Origin of the sequence: Streptomyces sp. NPDC051567, assembly GCF_044454165.1 — a bacterium.
Lineage (GTDB): Bacteria > Actinomycetota > Actinomycetes > Streptomycetales > Streptomycetaceae > Streptomyces.
In genome coordinates this window covers 258,429-275,716 of record NZ_JBITDK010000005.1, presented here as the reverse complement: position 1 = coordinate 275,716, position 17,288 = coordinate 258,429, and the positions used below count along the sequence as shown (strand labels likewise).

The window sequence follows — 17,288 nt, the reverse complement described above, 5'->3', positions numbered from 1 at the left end:
GCTCCTGCCGGGCCGGCCCACGGAGCCCCCGGCAGGAGCGGGACACCACCCCCGCCCGGTCGCTGCCCACCGTGGGAGGCGGTCAGCAACCGGACGGGCCCAGAACCGGGGAGGGGACCGGCCGACCGTTCCCCTCCCCCTGTCGACCGGAGGGGCACATGACCGAACGCGTCCAGTGGGAAGACCTGCCGGCCGGGCTTCGTGAAGCCGTCACCGCGCGCACCGGCCCGGTGGTCACGTCGGAGACCGTGGCCGAAGGGCTGAACTGCACCGTCGCGCTGATCATCCACACCCGGCGCGCCGGCCCGCTCTTCCTCAAGGGGGTCCGTACGTCCGACGCGACCGGGACGGCCGGTCTGCGCGCCGAGGAGCACGTCAATGGTGTCGTCGCCGCGCACGGCTCCGCGCTCCGCCACCGGTTCGAGGCGGCCGGGTGGCGCTGTCTGGCATTCGCCCACCTCGACGGTCGCCACGTCGACCTGAGCCCCGGCACGGGGGACCTGGACGCGGTCGCGCGCACGCTGGAGAGGGTCCAGTCACTCGACGCGGGCGGCCTGCGCATCCCCCGGTTCGCCGAGAGGTTCCGGAAGTACCTGGAACCCGGCGAGGCCGAGGCGCTCGAAGGGGCCGCGCTGCTCCACACCGACGCCAACCCGCACAACATCCTGGTGCGCGCTGGCGACGCCTACCTGGTGGACTGGGCGATGCCCGCCACCGGCCCCGCGTGGGTGGACCCGGCGTACACGGCCGTACGCATGATGGAGTGCGGCCAGACCCCGGCCGACGCGCTGCGATGGCTCCACCGGTTCCCGGGCTGGCGCCGCGCGGAACCGGGAGCGGTCCGGGCTTTCGTGAACGGCACCTGCCGGCACTGGACGGCGACCGTCGGCGAGAAGGGCGCGGGCCCGAGCAACGCACGCTTCCGCTCCCTGCTCGGCTGACCCCAGCCGACCCCGCCGGGACCCCGCCGACCCCCGCGCGCGGACGCGGACGCGGTGGCGGGGGTCGGCCCGCCGCCGCGTCCGCGCCGGAGCACGGTCAGGTCAGGCGTCGCCGCCCGCCGAGCCCGGGTCGGCCGCCGCCACGTCCAGCAGCCGGTAGCGGTCGACGGCCTGCTTCAGCGCCGACCGGTCGATCTTCCCGTCCCGGGCCAGCTCGGTCAGGACCGCCAGGACCACCGACTGGGCGTCGATGTGGAAGAACCGCCGCGCCGCGCCCCGGGTGTCCGCGAAGCCGAAGCCGTCCGCGCCCAGCGAGGTGTACGTGCCGGGCACCCACCGCGAGATCTGGTCCGGAACCGACCGCATCCAGTCGGACACGGCCACGAACGGTCCCTGCGCGCCGGAGAGCTTGCGCGTCACGTACGGGACGCGCTGCTCCTCCTCCGGGTGGAGCAGGTTGTGCTCCTCCACCGCGACGGCCTCCCGGCGCAGCTCGTTCCAGGAGGTCGCCGACCAGACGTCCGCCCGGACGTTCCACTCCTCGGCCAGCAGCCGCTGCGCCTCCAGCGCCCACGGCACCGCCACGCCCGAGGCCATGATCTGCGCCCCGATGGTGCCCGCCGTGCCCGCCGACACCCGGTGGATGCCCTTGAGGATGCCGTCCACGTCCACGTCCGCCGGCTCGGCCGGGTGCTGGATCGGCTCGTTGTAGACCGTCAGGTAGTAGAAGACGTCCTCCGCCGCAGGCCCGTACATGCGCCGCAGACCGTCCTGGACGATGTGCGCGATCTCGTAGCCGTAGGCCGGGTCGTACGCCACACAGCCCGGGTTGGTCGACGCCAGGAGCTGGGAGTGACCGTCGGCGTGCTGAAGGCCCTCACCCGTCAGGGTGGTCCGGCCGGCGGTCGCACCGAGGACGAAACCGCGCGCCAACTGGTCGGCCATCTGCCAGAACTGGTCACCCGTGCGCTGGAAACCGAACATCGAGTAGAAGACGTAGACCGGGATCAGCGGCTCGCCGTGCGTCGCGTACGCCGAACCCGCCGCGATCAGCGAGGCCGTGCAGCCCGCCTCCGAGATGCCGTCGTGCAGCATCTGGCCGGTCGGCGACTCCTTGTACGCGAGCAGCAGGTCACGGTCGACCGCCTCGTACTGCTGGCCCAGCGGGTTGTAGATCTTGGCGCTCGGGAAGAAGGCGTCCATACCGAAGGTGCGGTACTCGTCGGGCGCGATCAGCACGAACCGCCGGCCGATCTCCTTGTCCCGCATCAGGTCCTTCAGGATGCGGACGAAGGCCATGGTGGTGGCGATCGACTGCTGGCCCGACCCCTTCTTCGCGGCGGCGTACGTCGCGTCGCCCGGCAGCTGGAGCGGCTTCGCGCGCACCACCCGGGTCGGCACGTAGCCGCCCAGCGCGTTGCGGCGGTCGTGCATGTACTGGATCTCCGGCGACTCACGGCCCGGGTGGTAGTACGGCGGCGCGCCGTCCTCCAGCCGCTGGTCCGTGACCGGGATGTGCAGGCGGTCGCGGAAGCGCTTGAGGTCGTCGACCGTCAGCTTCTTCATCTGGTGCGTCGCGTTGCGGCCCTCGAAGTTCGGGCCGAGCGTCCAGCCCTTGACCGTCTGGGCGAGGATCACGGTCGGCTGGCCCTTGTGCGCCTTGGCCGCCGCGTAGGCCGCGTAGACCTTCTTGTGGTCGTGACCGCCGCGCCCCAGGTGCTGGATCTGCTGGTCGGTCATGTTCTCGACCATCGCCCGCAGCCGCTGGTCACCGCCGAAGAAGTGGTCCCGGATGTACGCGCCCGACTCGGTGGCGTACGTCTGGAACTGCCCGTCGGGCGTGGTGTTCATCTTGTTGACCAGGATGCCGTCACGGTCCTGGGCCAGCAGCGGGTCCCAGGAGCGGTCCCAGATCAGCTTGATGACGTTCCAGCCCGCGCCCCGGAACTGCGACTCCAGCTCCTGCATGATCTTGCCGTTGCCGCGCACCGGGCCGTCGAGGCGCTGGAGGTTGCAGTTGACGACGAAGGTCAGGTTGTCCAGGTTCTCGCGGGCCGCGATGGAGAGCTGGCCGAGCGACTCCGGCTCGTCCATCTCGCCGTCGCCGAGATACGCCCATACGTGGGACTTGGAGGTGTCCGCGATCCCGCGCGCCTCCATGTACCGGTTCATCCGGGCCTGGTAGATCGCACCGAGCGGGCCCAGCCCCATCGAGACGGTCGGGAACTCCCAGAAGTCCGGCATCAGCCGCGGGTGCGGGTAGCTGGAGAGCCCGTACGGGGCCTTCGACTTCTCCTGCCGGAACGCGTCGAGCTGCCGCTCGGAGAGCCGGTCCAGGAGGTAGGCGCGGGCGTAGATGCCGGGGGAGGCATGGCCCTGGAAGAAGATCTGGTCGCCGCCGTCGCCCTCGTCCTTGCCCCGGAAGAAGTGGTTGAAGCCCACGTCGTAGAGGGAGGCGGAGGAGGCGAACGTCGCGATGTGACCGCCGACGCCGATACCGGGACGCTGGGCGCGCGAGACCATGACGGCCGCGTTCCACCGCGTGGCGTTGAGGATCTTGCGCTCGATCTCCTCGTTGCCGGGGAAGAACGGCTCGTCCTTGGTGGCGATCGTGTTGACGTAGTCCGTGGAGCGCATCTCGGGCACGGCCACGCGCTTCTCGCGGGCCCGCTCGATGAGGCGCAGCATCAGGTAGCGGGCCCGCTCACGGCCCCGCTCGTCGACGGCCGCGTCCAGGGAGTCGAGCCACTCCTGCGTCTCCTCCGGATCGAAGTCCGGGACCTGACTCGGCAGGCCGCCAATGATGATCGGATTGCGATCGGATGCGGAAGCCACGCTGTTCCTTCGCTGTCGGGGGAGTCGTGCCTTGGGTTCGCCGCCTCCCATGGTCTTACGCTCGGCCCACATCGTCATCTCTACCACTGGGTAATCCCTGGAGTCGGCGGGGAGCCCGGAGGGAGGGATCGGAGTCGGTCCGGCCGAAAATTCACTTTACGCTCATACCGGTCAGCACCTCCGTAAGGGCGTTCGTCCCTCAAACAGGTAGGAAAGTCCTCAAGCACCGCCGAACGAGCTCCCATGGTGTGGGATGAATCACCAGAGGTTCACGCGGGAAGGCTGAAAGTTGCGGCGAGACGGCCGTAATCGTCACCGTTTCGACGGTCTCGGCCGCCGGGTACTTGCGCGATCCGCCGCGCCCGTGTGGACTACGCCCAATGCTGCGCGTACGCGCGCCGCCGGAAGACATTCACCGAACATGAGCAGGAGGCACCCCGTGAGCGCGACCGCGGACCACGCGGAGAGCCTGGCCGCCCGGCTGGGTTTCCAGTCCGAACAGGTGGTCCAGGAGATCGGCTACGACGACGACGTCGATCAGGAATTCCGTGACGTCGTCGAAAAGCACGTCAGCGAGCTCGTCGACGAGGACTACGACGACGCCGCCGACGCGGTGCTGCTGTGGTTCCGAGAGGACGACGGCGACCTGACGGACGCACTGGTCGACGCCACCGAGCTGGTCGAGGACGGCGCACTGATCCTGCTGCTGACCCCCAAGACGGGCCGCGACGGCTACGTCGAGGCCAGCGACATCAGCGAGGCCGCCGAGACGGCCGGCCTGTCGCAGACCAGGAGCGTCAGTGTGGGCAAGGAGTGGGCCGCCACCAAGCTGGTGACACCCAAGACCGCCGCCAAGACCAAGCGCTGAGCCGCGCCCCGCATCCGAGCGGACAGGCACGTCGCACCCCGCCGACCACGGTGAACCCCGGTCGGCGGGGTGTGCGCGTTCCGGCGCCGCGCACGGGCCCTCACCGGCCGTGCGCCGCGCCCCGGGCGCAGCCGGACGGCACTTCGACGACAGGGCCCGGCCGGAGCCCGTCCAGGGCCTAGGCTTGGGCCACCCGAGCGGTCCACGGCAGGGGCGCGGGGGAGCGAAGGGATGCGAGAGATGGCGATCGAGGTCGGCAGCAAGGCCCCGGACTTCGAACTCAAGGACAACCACGGCGCCACCGTGCGGCTCTCCGACTTCCGGGGGGAGAAGGCCGTGGTGCTGCTCTTCTACCCGTTCGCCTTCACCGGCGTCTGCACCGGCGAGCTCTGCGAGCTGCGCGACCACCTGCCCCGGTTCCAGAACGACGAGGTCCAGCTCCTCGCCGTCTCCAACGACTCCGTACCGACCCTGCGGGTCTTCGGCGAGCAGGAGGGCCTGGAGTACCCGCTCCTGTCCGACTTCTGGCCGCACGGGGAGACCTCCCGCGCCTACGGGGTCCTCGACGAGGAGAAGGGGTGCGCGGTCCGGGGCACCTTCGTCATCGACAAGGACGGCGTGGTCCGCTGGACCGTCGTCAACGGGCTGCCCGACGCGCGTGACCTGAACGAGTACACCAAGGCCCTCGACAGCCTCTGAGCCCCTGACCCCCCCCGGGTCCGCGAGCCTGCGGGCTCCGGGTCCGCGAGCCGGTCCCAGGCAATGAATTCGCAATTACCTGCGAAAACCGCATACAGGTGGGAACCCGTCACTAGGATCGGCACGTTGATCCGTAGCAACCGCATGACGGGGCCCCGCCCCACACAGAACCCAATGGAGGAGCCGTGGGAGTCAGCCTCAGCAAGGGCGGCAACGTCTCGCTGACCAAGGCCGCGCCCAACCTGACGGCGGTCATCGTCGGTCTGGGCTGGGACGCTCGCACCACCACCGGTGTCGACTTCGACCTCGACGCCAGCGCGATCCTGACCAACGATCAGGGCAAGGTCGCCAACGACTCGAACTTCGTCTTCTTCAACAACCTCAAGAGCCCGGACGGTTCGGTCGAGCACACCGGCGACAACACCACCGGCGAGGGCGAGGGCGACGACGAGGCGATCAAGGTCAACCTCGCGGGCGTCCCGGCCGAGGTCGCCAAGATCGTCTTCCCGGTCTCGATCTACGAGGCCGAGAGCCGCCAGCAGAGCTTCGGCCAGGTCCGCAACGCCTACATCCGCGTCGTGAACCAGGCCGACAACACCGAGCTGGCCCGCTACGACCTCTCCGAGGACGCCTCGACCGAGACCGCCATGGTCTTCGGCGAGCTCTACCGCAACGGCGCCGAGTGGAAGTTCCGCGCCATCGGCCAGGGCTACGCCTCGGGCCTGCGCGGCATCGCACAGGACTTCGGCGTCAACGTCTGAGTCCCGGGGCGTGTCCTCGAAGCCCCGTCCGGCGCCGTGCACCGCGTGTACGGCGCCGGACGGGCTTCACCGCCCGTGCGACCCGTACCGCCCGTGCACGACCCGTACAACGCGAACCGCCCGCACCGCCGTACCGCCCGTACAACGCGCACCGCCGTACCGCCCGTACCGTCACCGCGTCACACCGTCGTCCGGGGAGGACCACAGCATGGGCGTCACACTCGCCAAGGGGGGCAATGTCTCCCTCTCCAAGGCCGCACCGAACCTCACCCGGGTCCTGATCGGCCTCGGCTGGGACGCGCGCTCGACCACGGGCGCCGACTTCGACCTCGACGCCAGCGCGCTGCTGTGCGGCAACGGCCGGGTGCTCGGGGACGACTACTTCGTCTTCTACAACAACCTGAGGAGCCCCGACGGTTCCGTCGAACACACCGGGGACAACCTCACCGGTGAGGGTGACGGGGACGACGAGTCGGTTGTCATCGACCTCGCCAGGGTGCCGGAACGGGTCGACAAGATCGTCTTTCCCGTCTCGATCCACGAGGCGGACGCCCGCCGCCAGAGCTTCGGCCAGGTCAACAACGCCTACATCCGCGTGGTCAACCAGGCGGACGGCCAGGAACTCGCCCGCTACGACCTCTCCGAGGACGCCTCCGGCGAGACCGCGATGATCTTCGGCGAGGTCTACCGGTACGGCGGCGAGTGGAAGTTCCGGGCCGTGGGACAGGGGTACGCGTCGGGCCTGCGCGGCATCGCTCTAGACTTCGGCGTCAACGTCTCGTAGAGCCGTCCAACGATGGGGTGCCAGTGGTTCTGAAAACCTTCGGCTGGTCGTTCGCAGTCACTGCGCTCGGACTGGTCGCAGCGGTGTTCTACGGAGGATGGGCCGGGTTCGGGGTCGTCGCGATCCTCTCGATCCTGGAAATCTCGCTGTCCTTCGACAACGCGGTGGTCAACGCCGGAATCCTGAAGAAGATGAACGCCTTCTGGCAGAAGATCTTCCTCACGATCGGTGTCCTCATCGCCGTCTTCGGCATGCGACTGGTCTTCCCCGTCGCGATCGTGGCGATCAGCGCCAGGATCGGACCCATCGAAGCCGTCGACCTCGCCATGACCGACAAGGACATGTACCAGCAGCTCGTCACGGACGCCCACCCGTCCATCGCCGCCTTCGGCGGCATGTTCCTGCTGATGATCTTCCTCGACTTCATCTTCGAGGACCGTGACATCAAGTGGCTCGGCTGGCTGGAGCGTCCGCTCGCCAAGCTCGGCAAGGTCGACATGCTCTCGGTCTGCATCGCGCTGATCGTGCTGCTCGTCTCCGCCATGACCTTCGCCGCCAACGCCCACCAGCACGGCGGGACCCACGTCGACAAGACGGAGACCGTCCTGCTCTCCGGCATCGCCGGCCTGATCACCTACCTCATCGTCGGCGGGCTCTCCGGCTTCTTCGAGAACAAGCTGGAGGAAGAGGAGGAGGCCGAGCACGAGGCGGAGGAAGCGGCGCGCAAGAGCGGCAAGCCGGTCACGGCCGTCGCCATGGCGGGCAAGGCCGCGTTCTTCATGTTCCTCTACCTCGAAGTCCTCGACGCCTCGTTCTCCTTCGACGGGGTCATCGGCGCCTTCGCCATCACCAACGACATCGTGCTCATGGCGCTGGGCCTCGGCATCGGTGCCATGTACGTCCGGTCGCTCACGGTCTACCTCGTCCGCGAGGGCACCCTCGACGACTACGTCTACCTGGAGCACGGCGCCCACTACGCCATCGGCGCGCTCGCCGTCATCCTGCTCATCACCATCCAGTACCAGATCAGCGAGTTCATCACCGGCCTCGTCGGTGTGGTCCTGATCGGCTGGTCCTTCTGGTCCTCGGTGCGCCGCAACAAGCGCCTGGCACAGGAGGGCGTCGCCGTCGAGGCATGACGGCGGCGGTAATGCGGAACGCTCATCTGCGGGGCGGCCGGGCGGGTCCACGGACCCGGCGGGCCGCCCCGCCCGCGTGGCAGGCCGTGAGCGGTACACCGGACACCACGCATCACACGTCAGACATCACAGGGGACCAGGGATCAGGGGGGCAGGAGGATGGGTTTCTTCGACGGCATCTTGGGCAGCCGGGCCGCGCATTTCCAGTCGGGCAACGCGTCGTCGAACGCGATCGAGCTGACCAAGCGGCGCCCGACGGTGTCGCTCACCAAACAGGGAGCGGTCCACGGCAACCTGCGCGTCAACCTCTCCTGGCGCATGCGCACCACGGACTTCGACGGCCGCACCGGCCAGGGCAGCAGGCTGCTGCGCCACCCCCTCAAGCTCTTCAAGCCCGACATGGTGCAGGCGCACACCCAGGGCATGGTCAACGTGGACCTCGACATCGGCTGCCTCTACGAACTGGCCGACGGCAGCCGGGGCGTGGTCCAGCCGCTGGGCAACCTGCACGGGGACATCAACAGCCCGCCGTACGTGAAACTCAGCGGTGACGACCGGTTCGGGGCGCCCTCGGGCGAGACGGTCTTCGTCAACCTCGACCACGCCGACGAGATCAAGCGGCTGCTGGTCTTCGTCTACATCTACGACCAGACCCCCGCCTTCGACCGCACCCACGCCCTGGTCACCCTCTACCCGATCACCGGCCCCCGGATCGAGATCGCGCTGGACGAACGCCAGCCGGAGGCCCGGTCCTGCGCGGTCGTCTCCCTGGAGCGGATCAAGGGCGAGCTCATCGTGCGGCGCGAGGTGAAGTTCGTGTACGGGTTCCAGGCCGAGCTGGACCGGCTCTACGGCTGGGGGCTCCAGTGGGGGCGGGGCTACAAGAGCACCAAGACATGACCGCCCGCCGGGACCCACGGAAGGACCCCTGGACGGACCCACGGGCCGCCCCCGGTCCCGGCCCCGCCCCCGGTCGGCTGCCGGGGGCCGGGGGCGGCGGGGCTCAGCGGCGGATGAACTGCGGGCCCTGGGCCGGCAGCCGGAAGGACGGGTCACCGCCCGGCCCCGGCGCCGGGGAGACCGGCTGCGGGTACCCGTAGGCGGGCTGGACGTCCGGCGGGGCCTGCGTCGGCGGTACGGGCGGCGCCTGGGGCGCACGGTGCGACGGAGGCCGCTGGGGGTGGGGCTGCGTCGTCCGGGGCGACGGCGGCCGGGGCGCGGCCGTCCGCTCGGCGCCGTCCCCGGCCCCGGCGGACCCCGCACCGGCCCCGGCGGGCTCCGGGCCCGCCTCGGCCGCGTTCTCGTCGACCGAGATCCCGTGGTCGGTCGCCAGCCCCACCAGCCCGTCGGAGTAGCCCTCGCCCAGCGCGCGGAACTTCCACCCCTCGCCCCGGCGGTACAGCTCTCCGCAGATCAGCGCCGTCTCGCCGCCGGTCTCGGGCCGCACCCCGAAGGAGGCCAGCGCCTCGGAGCCGGCGGCCGGGGAGGCGTCGTAGAGCAGGATGCGCAGATCGCGTACACGCTGGAAGGGAACATCCTCGGCGGAGGCGACCACCAGAATGCGGTCCACCGCCGGGGGCACCGCGCGCAGGTCCGCCTGGACCGCGTCGGTGATCTCGTTGCCGAGCTGCTTCTTGCCCAGGCGCCAGACGGCCCCCGAAGGGTGCCGGGGCTGGTTGTAGAACACGAAGTCCTCGTCCGAACGCACCCGGCCGTCCGGACCCACGAGCAGCGCGGAGGCATCCACGTCAGGTACCTCGGGGCCGCCGGTCCAGCGCAGTACAGCCCGGACCGACACGGCGGCCACCGGGATGTTCGAGCCCTTCTGCATCGCGTGCGTCATGCCCGTCATCCTGCCCTCCCGGGGCGGAGCGGGACAATGCGGCCCCCCGTGCGACCTTGTCCCGGAAGCGGCGGCTGGGCATGGTGCAAGAGGCTCACCCGGAATCCATCCACTTGAGGAACTCTTGACCCTTGTTCGTACGTACTATTACCGGCTATTACCGGCCATCTCAGTGGGGCCGCCGAAGCAGTACGGGGGAAGCACATGCGTCACTTCGGGTACCTGACGCCCACCGTCCGCAAGGCCCTCTTCCACCAGGAACCGGCCGAGTTCACCGCCGCCTCACCGGCCCGCACCCTCGCCGCCGCCCTGGGTGCCACGCTCTACAGCCCGGCCACCCGCCCCCACCTCGCCGCCGACATCCGCAAACAGGCCGGCCGCGGAGTGGTCTCCATGGTCCTCTGCCTGGAGGATTCCATCAGCGACGCCGATGTCGGAGGCGCCGAGGAGAACCTCGTCCGGCAGTTCGCCGCACTCGCCGGCAGCACCGGTACCGCCGGTACCGCTGACAGCGCCACCGACACCGCCGCCGACGGTGACGGGCAGCTCCCCCTGCTCTTCATCCGGGTGCGCACCCCCGAGCAGATACCCGACCTGGTGCGCCGCCTCGGCGGCTCCGTCGCGCTGCTGGCCGGATTCGTACTCCCCAAGTTCGACGAGGACCGCGGTGTCGCCTTCCTCGACGCCGTGGCCCAGGCCGAGGCGGAGAGCGGACGGCACCGCCTGTACGCCATGCCCGTCCTGGAGACCCCCGGGCTGCTCCACCTCGAAACCCGGGCCGAGGCCCTGGCCGGGATCTCCCGCACCGTCGACAAGTACCGCGAGCGGGTGCTCGCCCTGCGGCTCGGGGTGACCGACTTCTGCTCCGTCTACGGACTGCGCCGCACCCCCGACATGACCGCCTACGACGTCCAGATCGTGGCGGGCGTGATCGCGGACGTCGTCAACGTGCTCAGCCGGGCCGACGGCACCGGATTCACGGTCACCGGACCGGTGTGGGAGTACTTCCGCAGCCAGCAGCGCCTCTTCAAGCCCCAGCTGCGCCGCAGCCCCTTCCTGGAGGAGGGCGTGGAGGACCTGCGCACCTCCCTGATCGCCCACGACCTGGACGGGCTGCTGCGCGAGATAGAGCTCGACCGGGCCAACGGACTGCTCGGCAAGACCTGCATCCACCCCGCCCACGTCGGCCCCGTCCACGCCCTGTCGGTCGTCTCCCACGAGGAGTTCAGCGACGCCCAGGACATCCTGCGCCCGGAGCGCGAAGGCGGCGGAGTGATGCGTTCCGCCTACACGAACAAGATGAACGAGGTGAAGCCCCACCGGGCCTGGGCCGAGCGCACCATGCTGCGCGCCGAGGTCTTCGGTGTGGCGAGGGAGGAGGTCGGCTTCGTCGACCTCCTCACGGCCGGGCTCCAGCTGTGAGCGGGCCGCCGGACACGAGGAAAGGCAAGACGATCGACGCGGTGTGGTCGGGAACCTGGGTCGCGGACCGGCTGGGCGTACGCCTGGACGAAACGCATGACGAAACGCATGACGAAACGCATGACGAAACGGACGGTGGCACGGGCAGTACGCGCGGTGCGGCTGGTGCGGCTGGTGCGGGAGGTGCGGACACGGCCCCCGGTACGGGAGCCCCGGGGGGCCCGGGAGACCCCGGCCCCCCCGTACCGGCGCCGCCGCGCCTCACGGACCTGCTCGGGCTCGCGCTGCGCCGCAACCCCCGGCGCGCGCACCTGCTGGTCTCGCAGGTGCTGGGCAAGCACGTCCCGCAGTCCCCGGAGACCGTCTACCGCGCCGGACACGGGCTCGGGGTCCGAGTCCGGGAACTGCTCGGCGACGACGCGGCCCGCACCGCACTGGTCCTCGGGTACGCCGAGACCGCCACCGGCCTCGGCCACTGCGTCGCGGACGGCCTCGCCCTCGCCCCCTACCTGCACTCCACCCGGCGGCCGGTGGCGGGCACGGAACCGGCGGGCGGCTTCGAGGAGGCCCACTCGCACGCCACCTCGCACCTGCTGCTGCCCGAGGACCCCGCCCTGCTCGCCGGGGACGGACCGCTGGTCCTCGTCGACGACGAGTTCTCCACCGGCAACACCGTCCTGAACACCATCCGCGACCTGCACGCCCGCCACCCCCGCGCGCACTACGTCGTCGTCGCCCTCGTCGACATGCGCTCCCCGGCCGACCGCGACCGGCTCACCGCCTTCGCCACCGGACTCGGCGCCCGCGTCGACCTCGTCGCCCTGGCCTCGGGCACGGTCCGGCTCCCCGAGGACGTCCTCGCCCGGGGCCGGGCCCTGGTCGAGGAGTACGAGGCCCGTGCCGCGCCCGCCGCCCCCGCGGAGCCCGCACCCGGGGCAGGAGCCGGACCCGTACCCGTGGTCGAGCGGGTCCGGCTCGACTGGCCCGCCGGGGTCCCGGACGGCGGACGGCACGGCTTCACCCCCGCGCACCGCGCCCGGCTGGACGCCGAGCTGCCCCTCCTGGCGGGGCGGCTCGCCGAGGCGCTCGGACCCCGGCCCGGACGGGTCCTCGTCCTCGGCAACGAAGAGCTGATGTACGCCCCGCTGCGGCTGGCGAAGGACCTGGAGAGCGCCGGAGCCGCCCGCGAGGTCCGGTTCTCGACCACCACCCGCTCGCCCGTGCTGGCCGTGGACGACCCCGGCTACGCCATCCGCACCCGGCTCGTCTTCCCCGCCCACGACGACCCGGCCGACGGGCCCGGCGACCGCTACGCCTACAACGTCGCGGGCGCGGGCTTCGACGCGGTCGTCGCCGTCGTCGACTCGGCCGGGGACACCCCGGAACTGCGCACGGGCCTGCTGGCCCGCCTCGCCCCGCACACCGGCCGCGTCCTGCTCGCGGTCGTCCCCTCCTACGTCCCCTCCCACACCCCCGCGTCCGCCCCCGGGCCTGCCGCACCCCTGGCCGGGCCCCTGCGCGGGCCCGCCTTCTCCTCCTACCCCGCCGAGGACGTCGGCTGGCTGCTCCAGGACCTCTCCGACGTGGCCCTGGAGGCCCCGACCGAGGAACGCGAGGAAGCCGTCCAGGCGGGCGGCGCGCACTACGCCGAGTCGCTGCCCGTCGAGTACCAGCCGTCCCCCGGATACCAGGAGCTCTACCGGAGCGCGCTGACCACCTCCGCCGCCCGCATCGCCCGCGCCGTGGGCACCGTCACCGAGACCGTCCTCGCCGAACGCTCCCCGCGCCTTCGGCCCGGCCACACCCCCGTCCTGGTCTCCCTGGCCCGCGCCGGCACCCCCGTGGGCGTGCTGATGCGCCGCTGGGCACAGACCCGTCACGGCCTGGACCTGCCCCACTACGCCGTCTCCATCGTGCGCGGGCGCGGCATCGACGCCAACGCGCTGCGCTGGCTGGCCGCCCACCACGACCCGGCCGACATCGTCTTCGTCGACGGCTGGACCGGCAAGGGCGCCATCACCCGCGAACTGAAGGCGGCCCTGGGCGAGTTCCCCGGCTTCGACCCGGAGATCGTGGTCCTCGCCGACCCCGGCTCGTGCGTGTCCACCTACGGCACCCGCGAGGACTTCCTGATCCCCTCCGCCTGCCTCAACTCCACCGTCTCCGGACTCGTCTCGCGCACGGTCCTGCGGGCCGACCTGGTCGGCCCCGCCGACTTCCACGGCGCGAAGTTCTACCGCGAACTGGCCGGCGCCGACGTCTCCACCGACTTCGTCGACACCGTCGCCGCCCACTTCGACGACGTGGCCGAAGCGGTCGCGGCCGAGGTCAAGGAGATGCTCGCCGCCGACCGCACCCCGACCTGGGAGGGCTGGGCCGCCGTCGAACGCATCAGCCGGGAGTACGGCATCCACGACGTCAACCTCGTCAAGCCCGGCGTCGGCGAGACCACCCGGGTCCTGCTGCGCCGGGTACCGTGGAAGATCCTCGCCCGGCGGGGCGCCGGGGCCGACCTGGACCACGTACGCCTCCTCGCCGAACAGCGCGGGGTCCCGGTGGAGGAGACCGACGGACTCCCCTACACCTGCGTCGGACTCATCCACCCCCGCTTCACACGCGGCGCCACCGGCGCCGACGGAAAGGCCGTGGCCTCCCAGTGACCGTCCTCATAGCCAGTGACCTCGACCGCACCCTCATCTACTCGGCGGCGGCCCTCGGCCTCACCATGCCCGACCCGCAGGCCCCCCGGCTGCTCTGCGTCGAGGTGCACGAGAGCAAGCCGCTGTCGTTCATGACGGAGACGGCCGCGGCGCTCCTCACGGCGCTGACCACCGACCCGGCGGTGGTCTTCGTCCCGGCCACGACCCGGACCCGCAAGCAGTACCAGCGCATCCGCTTCCCCGGCCGCCCGGCCCCGTACGCGATCTGCGCCAACGGCGGCCAGCTCCTGGTCGACGGGGTCCCGGACCGGGACTGGCGGCGCGAGGTCGCCGCACGGCTGGAACGGGAGTGCGCCCCGCTGGAAGAGGTCCACGCCCACCTCCTGGCGACCGCCGACCCGGTGTGGCTGCGCAAGGCCCGGGTGGCGGAGGACCTCTTCGCCTACCTGGTCGTGGAACGCGACCTGGTCCCGCAGGAGTGGCTCAAGGCCCTGACGGCCTGGGCGGACGCGCGCGGCTGGACGGTCTCGCTCCAGGGCCGCAAGCTCTACGCCGTCCCGCGCCCGCTGACCAAGAGCGCGGCCATGCGCGAGGTGGCCCGCCGCACGGGCGCCACGGCCACCCTCGCCGCCGGTGACTCGCTCCTCGACGCCGACCTGCTGCTCGCGGCCGACGCGGCGTGGCGGCCGGGCCACGGCGAACTCGCCGACGCCTCCTGGACCGCGCCATCCGTGACGGCCCTGACCGGGGCGGGCGTCCTGGCGGGCGAGGAGATCCTCCGGGAGTTCACCCGCGAAGCGGCGGCACTCGGCAGACTGACCCCATGACCAAGGGCAACAGCACCAGGATCACCGACGAGCTCTACCAGTACGTGCTCGCGCACAACCCCCCGCTGGACACGGTCCAGCAGGCGCTGGTCGCGACGACGTACGAGAAGTTCCCGGACTCCGCCGGCATGCAGTCGGCGCACGAACAGGGGCCGCTGCTGGCCTTCCTCGTCCGGCTGACCGGCGCGCGCCACATCGTGGAGGTCGGCACGTTCACGGGCTTCTCGGCCCTGTCGATGGCCCAGGCCCTGCCGGCGGACGGCCGCCTCATCGCCTGCGACGTCTCGCGGGAGTGGACGGACTACGCACGCGAGGCGTGGGAGGCGGCGGGCGTCGCCGACCGGATCGAGCTGAGGATCGCCCCGGCCCTGGACACCCTCCGCGCGATGCCCGCCGAGCCGCACATCGACCTGGCGTACGTGGACGCGGACAAGGAGAGCCAGATCGCCTACTGGGAGGAACTGGTGCCGAGGCTGCGTCCGGGCGCCCTGATCGTCACGGACAACACGCTCTTCCACGGCCGGGTCCTCGACGAGGCGGCCACCGGCGCGGCGGCGGGCGTCCGCGCCTACAACGACCACGTCGCGGCGGACACCCGCATGGAATCCGTCCTCCTGGCGATCTCGGACGGCCTGACCCTCTCGCGCAAGCGGTAGCGACGGCGCGGGCTGCGGTCGGCTGGCGGCCGGGGGATGCGGGGCCGGCCGCCGCGGCGCCCGGCCCGCGGCGCCCGGCCCGGGGCGCCCGGGTCGGTCAGCCGCAGCCCCCTCCGCCACAGCAGCCCCCGCCACCACCCCCGCCGCGCATGGCGGGCGCGGGCGCGCCACCGGTGCCGCCCACGGCGACGGCGGAGAGCAGCTTGACGGTGTCGGCGTGCCCGGCGGGGCAGTCGGCGGGTGCGGAGGACTCGGCCATCGGACGGCTGACCTCAAAGGTGTCGTCGCAGGTCCGGCAGCGGTATTCGTAACGAGGCATGGCCCCAGGCTAAGGCCGTTCTACCCGGATCAGGCGGCGCGGACCGCAGACGGCCCGAAAGAGGCGGTCCGGAGGAGACCGTCCGGAAGAGACCGTCCGGAAGAGACAGCCCGCGCCACCTGTCGGCGTACGGGCCCCGGCTGCACGTTCCCGCCGCCGCCTCAGCCGCCTCAGCCGCCTCAGCCGTGCCCGCGCTGGGCGCGGATGCCGGAGACCACCCGGTTCACGGCCACCCGTACGTCCTCCAGCTCCTGGAGGAACGCCCAGTAGTCCGGATGGAGCCCCTCCAGCCGGGTCACCGCCCGTCCCACCCGGGCCACCGCCTCGTCCAGCGGCCCCGCGTCCTTCGGGTCGGGGACCGTACGGCCCTCCATCGCCAGCCGCTGGGCGTCCCGGATCGCGAACCGGGTCCGCTCCACCTCCGCCTGCGGGTCCCGCGCCACCGCCTCCAGCCGCGTCAGCCGGTCCTGCGCCGCCGACACCGCCTCGTCCGTCGCGTCCAGCGCGCCCCGGACCTCCTCGATCAGCTCCCCGACATCCGCCCAGCGCTGCTCCTCGCGGGCCCGGGCCGCCTCCCGTAGCTGGTCCCCGGCCCGCGCGAGATCCCGTACCGCCTGGTCCGGCACCTGCTGGAGGTCCTGCCAGCACGCCGCGCTGAACCTGCGGCGCAGCTCACTGAGGACCGGCTCCACCCGGCCGGCCCGGTTGTGCAGCGCCTGCGCCCGGGTCCGCAGGCTCACCAGCCGCCGGTCGATCTCCGCGGCCCGCTCCGGCAGCCGCGCGGCCTCGGCCCGCACGGCCTCCGCGTCCCGCAGGATCCGGTCCGCGCGCCGCACCGTCTCCTGCACACCGTGCCGTCCCGCGCCCTCGTTCAGCTTGGTCAGCTCCGGCCCCAGCGCGGCCAGCCGCGCCGCCAGCTCGTCGGCCCGCATCCCCGTGGCCCGTACGGCGTCCAGCGCGTCGCTCGCCGCCAGCAGCGCGGCCCGCGCCCGCTCCCGCGCCGGCGCCACTCGCGCCAGCCGCGTCTCGGCCTGCTCCAGCAACGGCCGCAGCCCCAGCGCGAACCGGTCCAGCTCCGCCTTGGCCCGGTCCAGCTCCTCCCGCGCCCCGGTCAGCTCCCGAGTGGCCCGCGCGGCGACCGAGGCGTCCAGCTCCGGCCGGTCCAGGTCGTGCGCGTCGACCGCCTCGATGTACACCCGGCTGACCTGGTCGATCCGCTCCCCGAGCGCGACGAACCCGTCACCGGCCTGCCGCGCGGCGGGCGAACCGTCCGCCGCCGCGATGGTCTCGACGGAGATCCGCAGCTCCCGCTGCGCACTGTCCAGCTCGTAGAACGCGGCGGCGGCGGCGTCCTTGGCCGCCTGCGCGTCCGCCCGCCGACTCTCGTCCCGCCCACCGAACCATCGCCGGGATGCCGTCGTCACAGTCCCTCTCCCGCTGCCACCCGTCCACCGTGCCCCACTCCCGGCCCATTCTCCCTCACCAGAACGGGTTTGCGTGGGGGGTGCGCCACCCATGTACGCTGTTCCCTCAT

General features: G+C 71.8%; 15 protein-coding genes. 11 read left to right on the top strand and 4 right to left on the bottom strand.

Translation table 11 applies throughout. From position 1 onward, the window contains the following. Nucleotides 1–158 precede the first annotated feature (158 nt). A complete protein-coding gene (locus tag ACIA5F_RS08935; protein ID WP_399350705.1) occupies nucleotides 159–941 on the top strand; it encodes a phosphotransferase family protein in 783 nt (260 codons plus the stop codon). A gap of 102 nt (nucleotides 942–1,043) precedes the next feature. Here the strand turns inward: ACIA5F_RS08935 and aceE are convergent, their stop codons facing one another. Beyond that, nucleotides 1,044–3,776 carry a pyruvate dehydrogenase (acetyl-transferring), homodimeric type gene (gene aceE, locus ACIA5F_RS08930; protein WP_399350703.1) on the bottom strand — a complete coding sequence of 911 codons (2,733 nt, stop codon included), beginning with the start codon at nucleotides 3,774–3,776 and terminating at the stop codon, nucleotides 1,044–1,046. 439 nt (nucleotides 3,777–4,215) lie between these two features. Between aceE and ACIA5F_RS08925 the strand changes: the two genes are divergently transcribed. The 6 genes from ACIA5F_RS08925 to ACIA5F_RS08900 all read left to right on the top strand — a co-directional run bounded on the left by ACIA5F_RS08925 (nucleotide 4,216) and on the right by ACIA5F_RS08900 (nucleotide 8,927). After that, nucleotides 4,216–4,644, top strand: coding sequence for a DUF3052 domain-containing protein (locus tag ACIA5F_RS08925; protein WP_399350701.1), 429 nt, complete (start codon nucleotides 4,216–4,218; stop codon nucleotides 4,642–4,644). A 240-nt stretch (nucleotides 4,645–4,884) separates the two neighbouring features. Then, nucleotides 4,885–5,343 carry a peroxiredoxin gene (locus tag ACIA5F_RS08920; RefSeq protein WP_399350802.1) on the top strand — a complete coding sequence of 153 codons (459 nt, stop codon included), beginning with the start codon at nucleotides 4,885–4,887 and terminating at the stop codon, nucleotides 5,341–5,343. A 185-nt stretch (nucleotides 5,344–5,528) separates the two neighbouring features. Further along, nucleotides 5,529–6,104 carry a TerD family protein gene (locus ACIA5F_RS08915; protein WP_399350699.1) on the top strand — a complete coding sequence of 192 codons (576 nt, stop codon included), beginning with the start codon at nucleotides 5,529–5,531 and terminating at the stop codon, nucleotides 6,102–6,104. Nucleotides 6,105–6,312: 208 nt separating this feature from the next. After that, nucleotides 6,313–6,888, top strand: coding sequence for a TerD family protein (locus tag ACIA5F_RS08910; protein WP_399350697.1), 576 nt, complete (start codon nucleotides 6,313–6,315; stop codon nucleotides 6,886–6,888). A 23-nt stretch (nucleotides 6,889–6,911) separates the two neighbouring features. Beyond that, nucleotides 6,912–8,027: a DUF475 domain-containing protein gene (locus ACIA5F_RS08905; protein ID WP_399350695.1), complete on the top strand. Its 1,116-nt coding sequence runs from the start codon at nucleotides 6,912–6,914 to the stop codon at nucleotides 8,025–8,027. Nucleotides 8,028–8,186: 159 nt separating this feature from the next. Then, a complete protein-coding gene (locus tag ACIA5F_RS08900; protein WP_399350693.1) occupies nucleotides 8,187–8,927 on the top strand; it encodes a Tellurium resistance in 741 nt (246 codons plus the stop codon). A 103-nt stretch (nucleotides 8,928–9,030) separates the two neighbouring features. Here the strand turns inward: ACIA5F_RS08900 and ACIA5F_RS08895 are convergent, their stop codons facing one another. Continuing rightward, entirely contained in the window at nucleotides 9,031–9,870 is an 840-nt protein-coding gene (locus ACIA5F_RS08895; protein ID WP_399350691.1) for a TerD family protein, read from the bottom strand. A 204-nt stretch (nucleotides 9,871–10,074) separates the two neighbouring features. Here ACIA5F_RS08895 and ACIA5F_RS08890 point away from each other — a divergent pair, with 204 nt between their 5' ends. The 4 genes from ACIA5F_RS08890 to ACIA5F_RS08875 are packed head-to-tail and all read left to right on the top strand — an operon-like array spanning nucleotide 10,075 to nucleotide 15,435. Beyond that, nucleotides 10,075–11,292 carry an HpcH/HpaI aldolase/citrate lyase family protein gene (locus tag ACIA5F_RS08890; RefSeq protein ID WP_399350689.1) on the top strand — a complete coding sequence of 406 codons (1,218 nt, stop codon included), beginning with the start codon at nucleotides 10,075–10,077 and terminating at the stop codon, nucleotides 11,290–11,292. Then, the gene (locus ACIA5F_RS08885) at nucleotides 11,289–13,952 is read left to right on the top strand and encodes a phosphoribosyltransferase (RefSeq protein WP_399350688.1); all 2,664 of its coding nucleotides are present in this window, start codon (nucleotides 11,289–11,291) and stop codon (nucleotides 13,950–13,952) included. The genes ACIA5F_RS08890 and ACIA5F_RS08885 overlap by 4 nt, the downstream gene beginning before the upstream one ends. Continuing rightward, nucleotides 13,949–14,779, top strand: coding sequence for an HAD family hydrolase (locus tag ACIA5F_RS08880; RefSeq protein ID WP_399350686.1), 831 nt, complete (start codon nucleotides 13,949–13,951; stop codon nucleotides 14,777–14,779). The genes ACIA5F_RS08885 and ACIA5F_RS08880 overlap by 4 nt, the downstream gene beginning before the upstream one ends. Then, a complete protein-coding gene (locus ACIA5F_RS08875) occupies nucleotides 14,776–15,435 on the top strand; it encodes an O-methyltransferase (protein WP_399350684.1) in 660 nt (219 codons plus the stop codon). The genes ACIA5F_RS08880 and ACIA5F_RS08875 overlap by 4 nt, the downstream gene beginning before the upstream one ends. Before the next feature lie 97 nt (nucleotides 15,436–15,532). Here ACIA5F_RS08875 and ACIA5F_RS08870 read toward each other — a convergent pair whose 3' ends face one another. Both ACIA5F_RS08870 and ACIA5F_RS08865 read right to left on the bottom strand, forming a co-directional pair. Further along, complete coding sequence (locus ACIA5F_RS08870; RefSeq protein WP_399350682.1) at nucleotides 15,533–15,754, bottom strand: zinc ribbon domain-containing protein; 222 nt, start codon at nucleotides 15,752–15,754, stop codon at nucleotides 15,533–15,535. 179 nt (nucleotides 15,755–15,933) lie between these two features. Next, nucleotides 15,934–17,271 (bottom strand): hypothetical protein, encoded by a 1,338-nt coding sequence (locus tag ACIA5F_RS08865; protein WP_399350680.1) that lies wholly within the window; start codon nucleotides 17,269–17,271, stop codon nucleotides 15,934–15,936. Nucleotides 17,272–17,288 lie beyond the last annotated feature (17 nt).

What these genes read in the sequence shown, in the direction of transcription:
- ACIA5F_RS08935 (WP_399350705.1), top strand. Translation starts at nt 159, where the DNA reads ATGACCGAACGCGTCCAGTGGGAAGACCTGCCGGCCGGGCTTCGTGAA.
- ACIA5F_RS08920 (WP_399350802.1), top strand. Translation starts at nt 4,885, where the DNA reads ATGGCGATCGAGGTCGGCAGCAAGGCCCCGGACTTCGAACTCAAGGAC.
- ACIA5F_RS08910 (WP_399350697.1), top strand. Translation starts at nt 6,313, where the DNA reads ATGGGCGTCACACTCGCCAAGGGGGGCAATGTCTCCCTCTCCAAGGCC.
- ACIA5F_RS08900 (WP_399350693.1), top strand. Translation starts at nt 8,187, where the DNA reads ATGGGTTTCTTCGACGGCATCTTGGGCAGCCGGGCCGCGCATTTCCAG.
- ACIA5F_RS08895 (WP_399350691.1), bottom strand. Translation starts at nt 9,870, where the DNA reads ATGACGCACGCGATGCAGAAGGGCTCGAACATCCCGGTGGCCGCCGTG.
- ACIA5F_RS08890 (WP_399350689.1), top strand. Translation starts at nt 10,075, where the DNA reads ATGCGTCACTTCGGGTACCTGACGCCCACCGTCCGCAAGGCCCTCTTC.
- ACIA5F_RS08875 (WP_399350684.1), top strand. Translation starts at nt 14,776, where the DNA reads ATGACCAAGGGCAACAGCACCAGGATCACCGACGAGCTCTACCAGTAC.
- ACIA5F_RS08870 (WP_399350682.1), bottom strand. Translation starts at nt 15,754, where the DNA reads ATGCCTCGTTACGAATACCGCTGCCGGACCTGCGACGACACCTTTGAG.
- ACIA5F_RS08865 (WP_399350680.1), bottom strand. Translation starts at nt 17,271, where the DNA reads ATGGGTGGCGCACCCCCCACGCAAACCCGTTCTGGTGAGGGAGAATGG.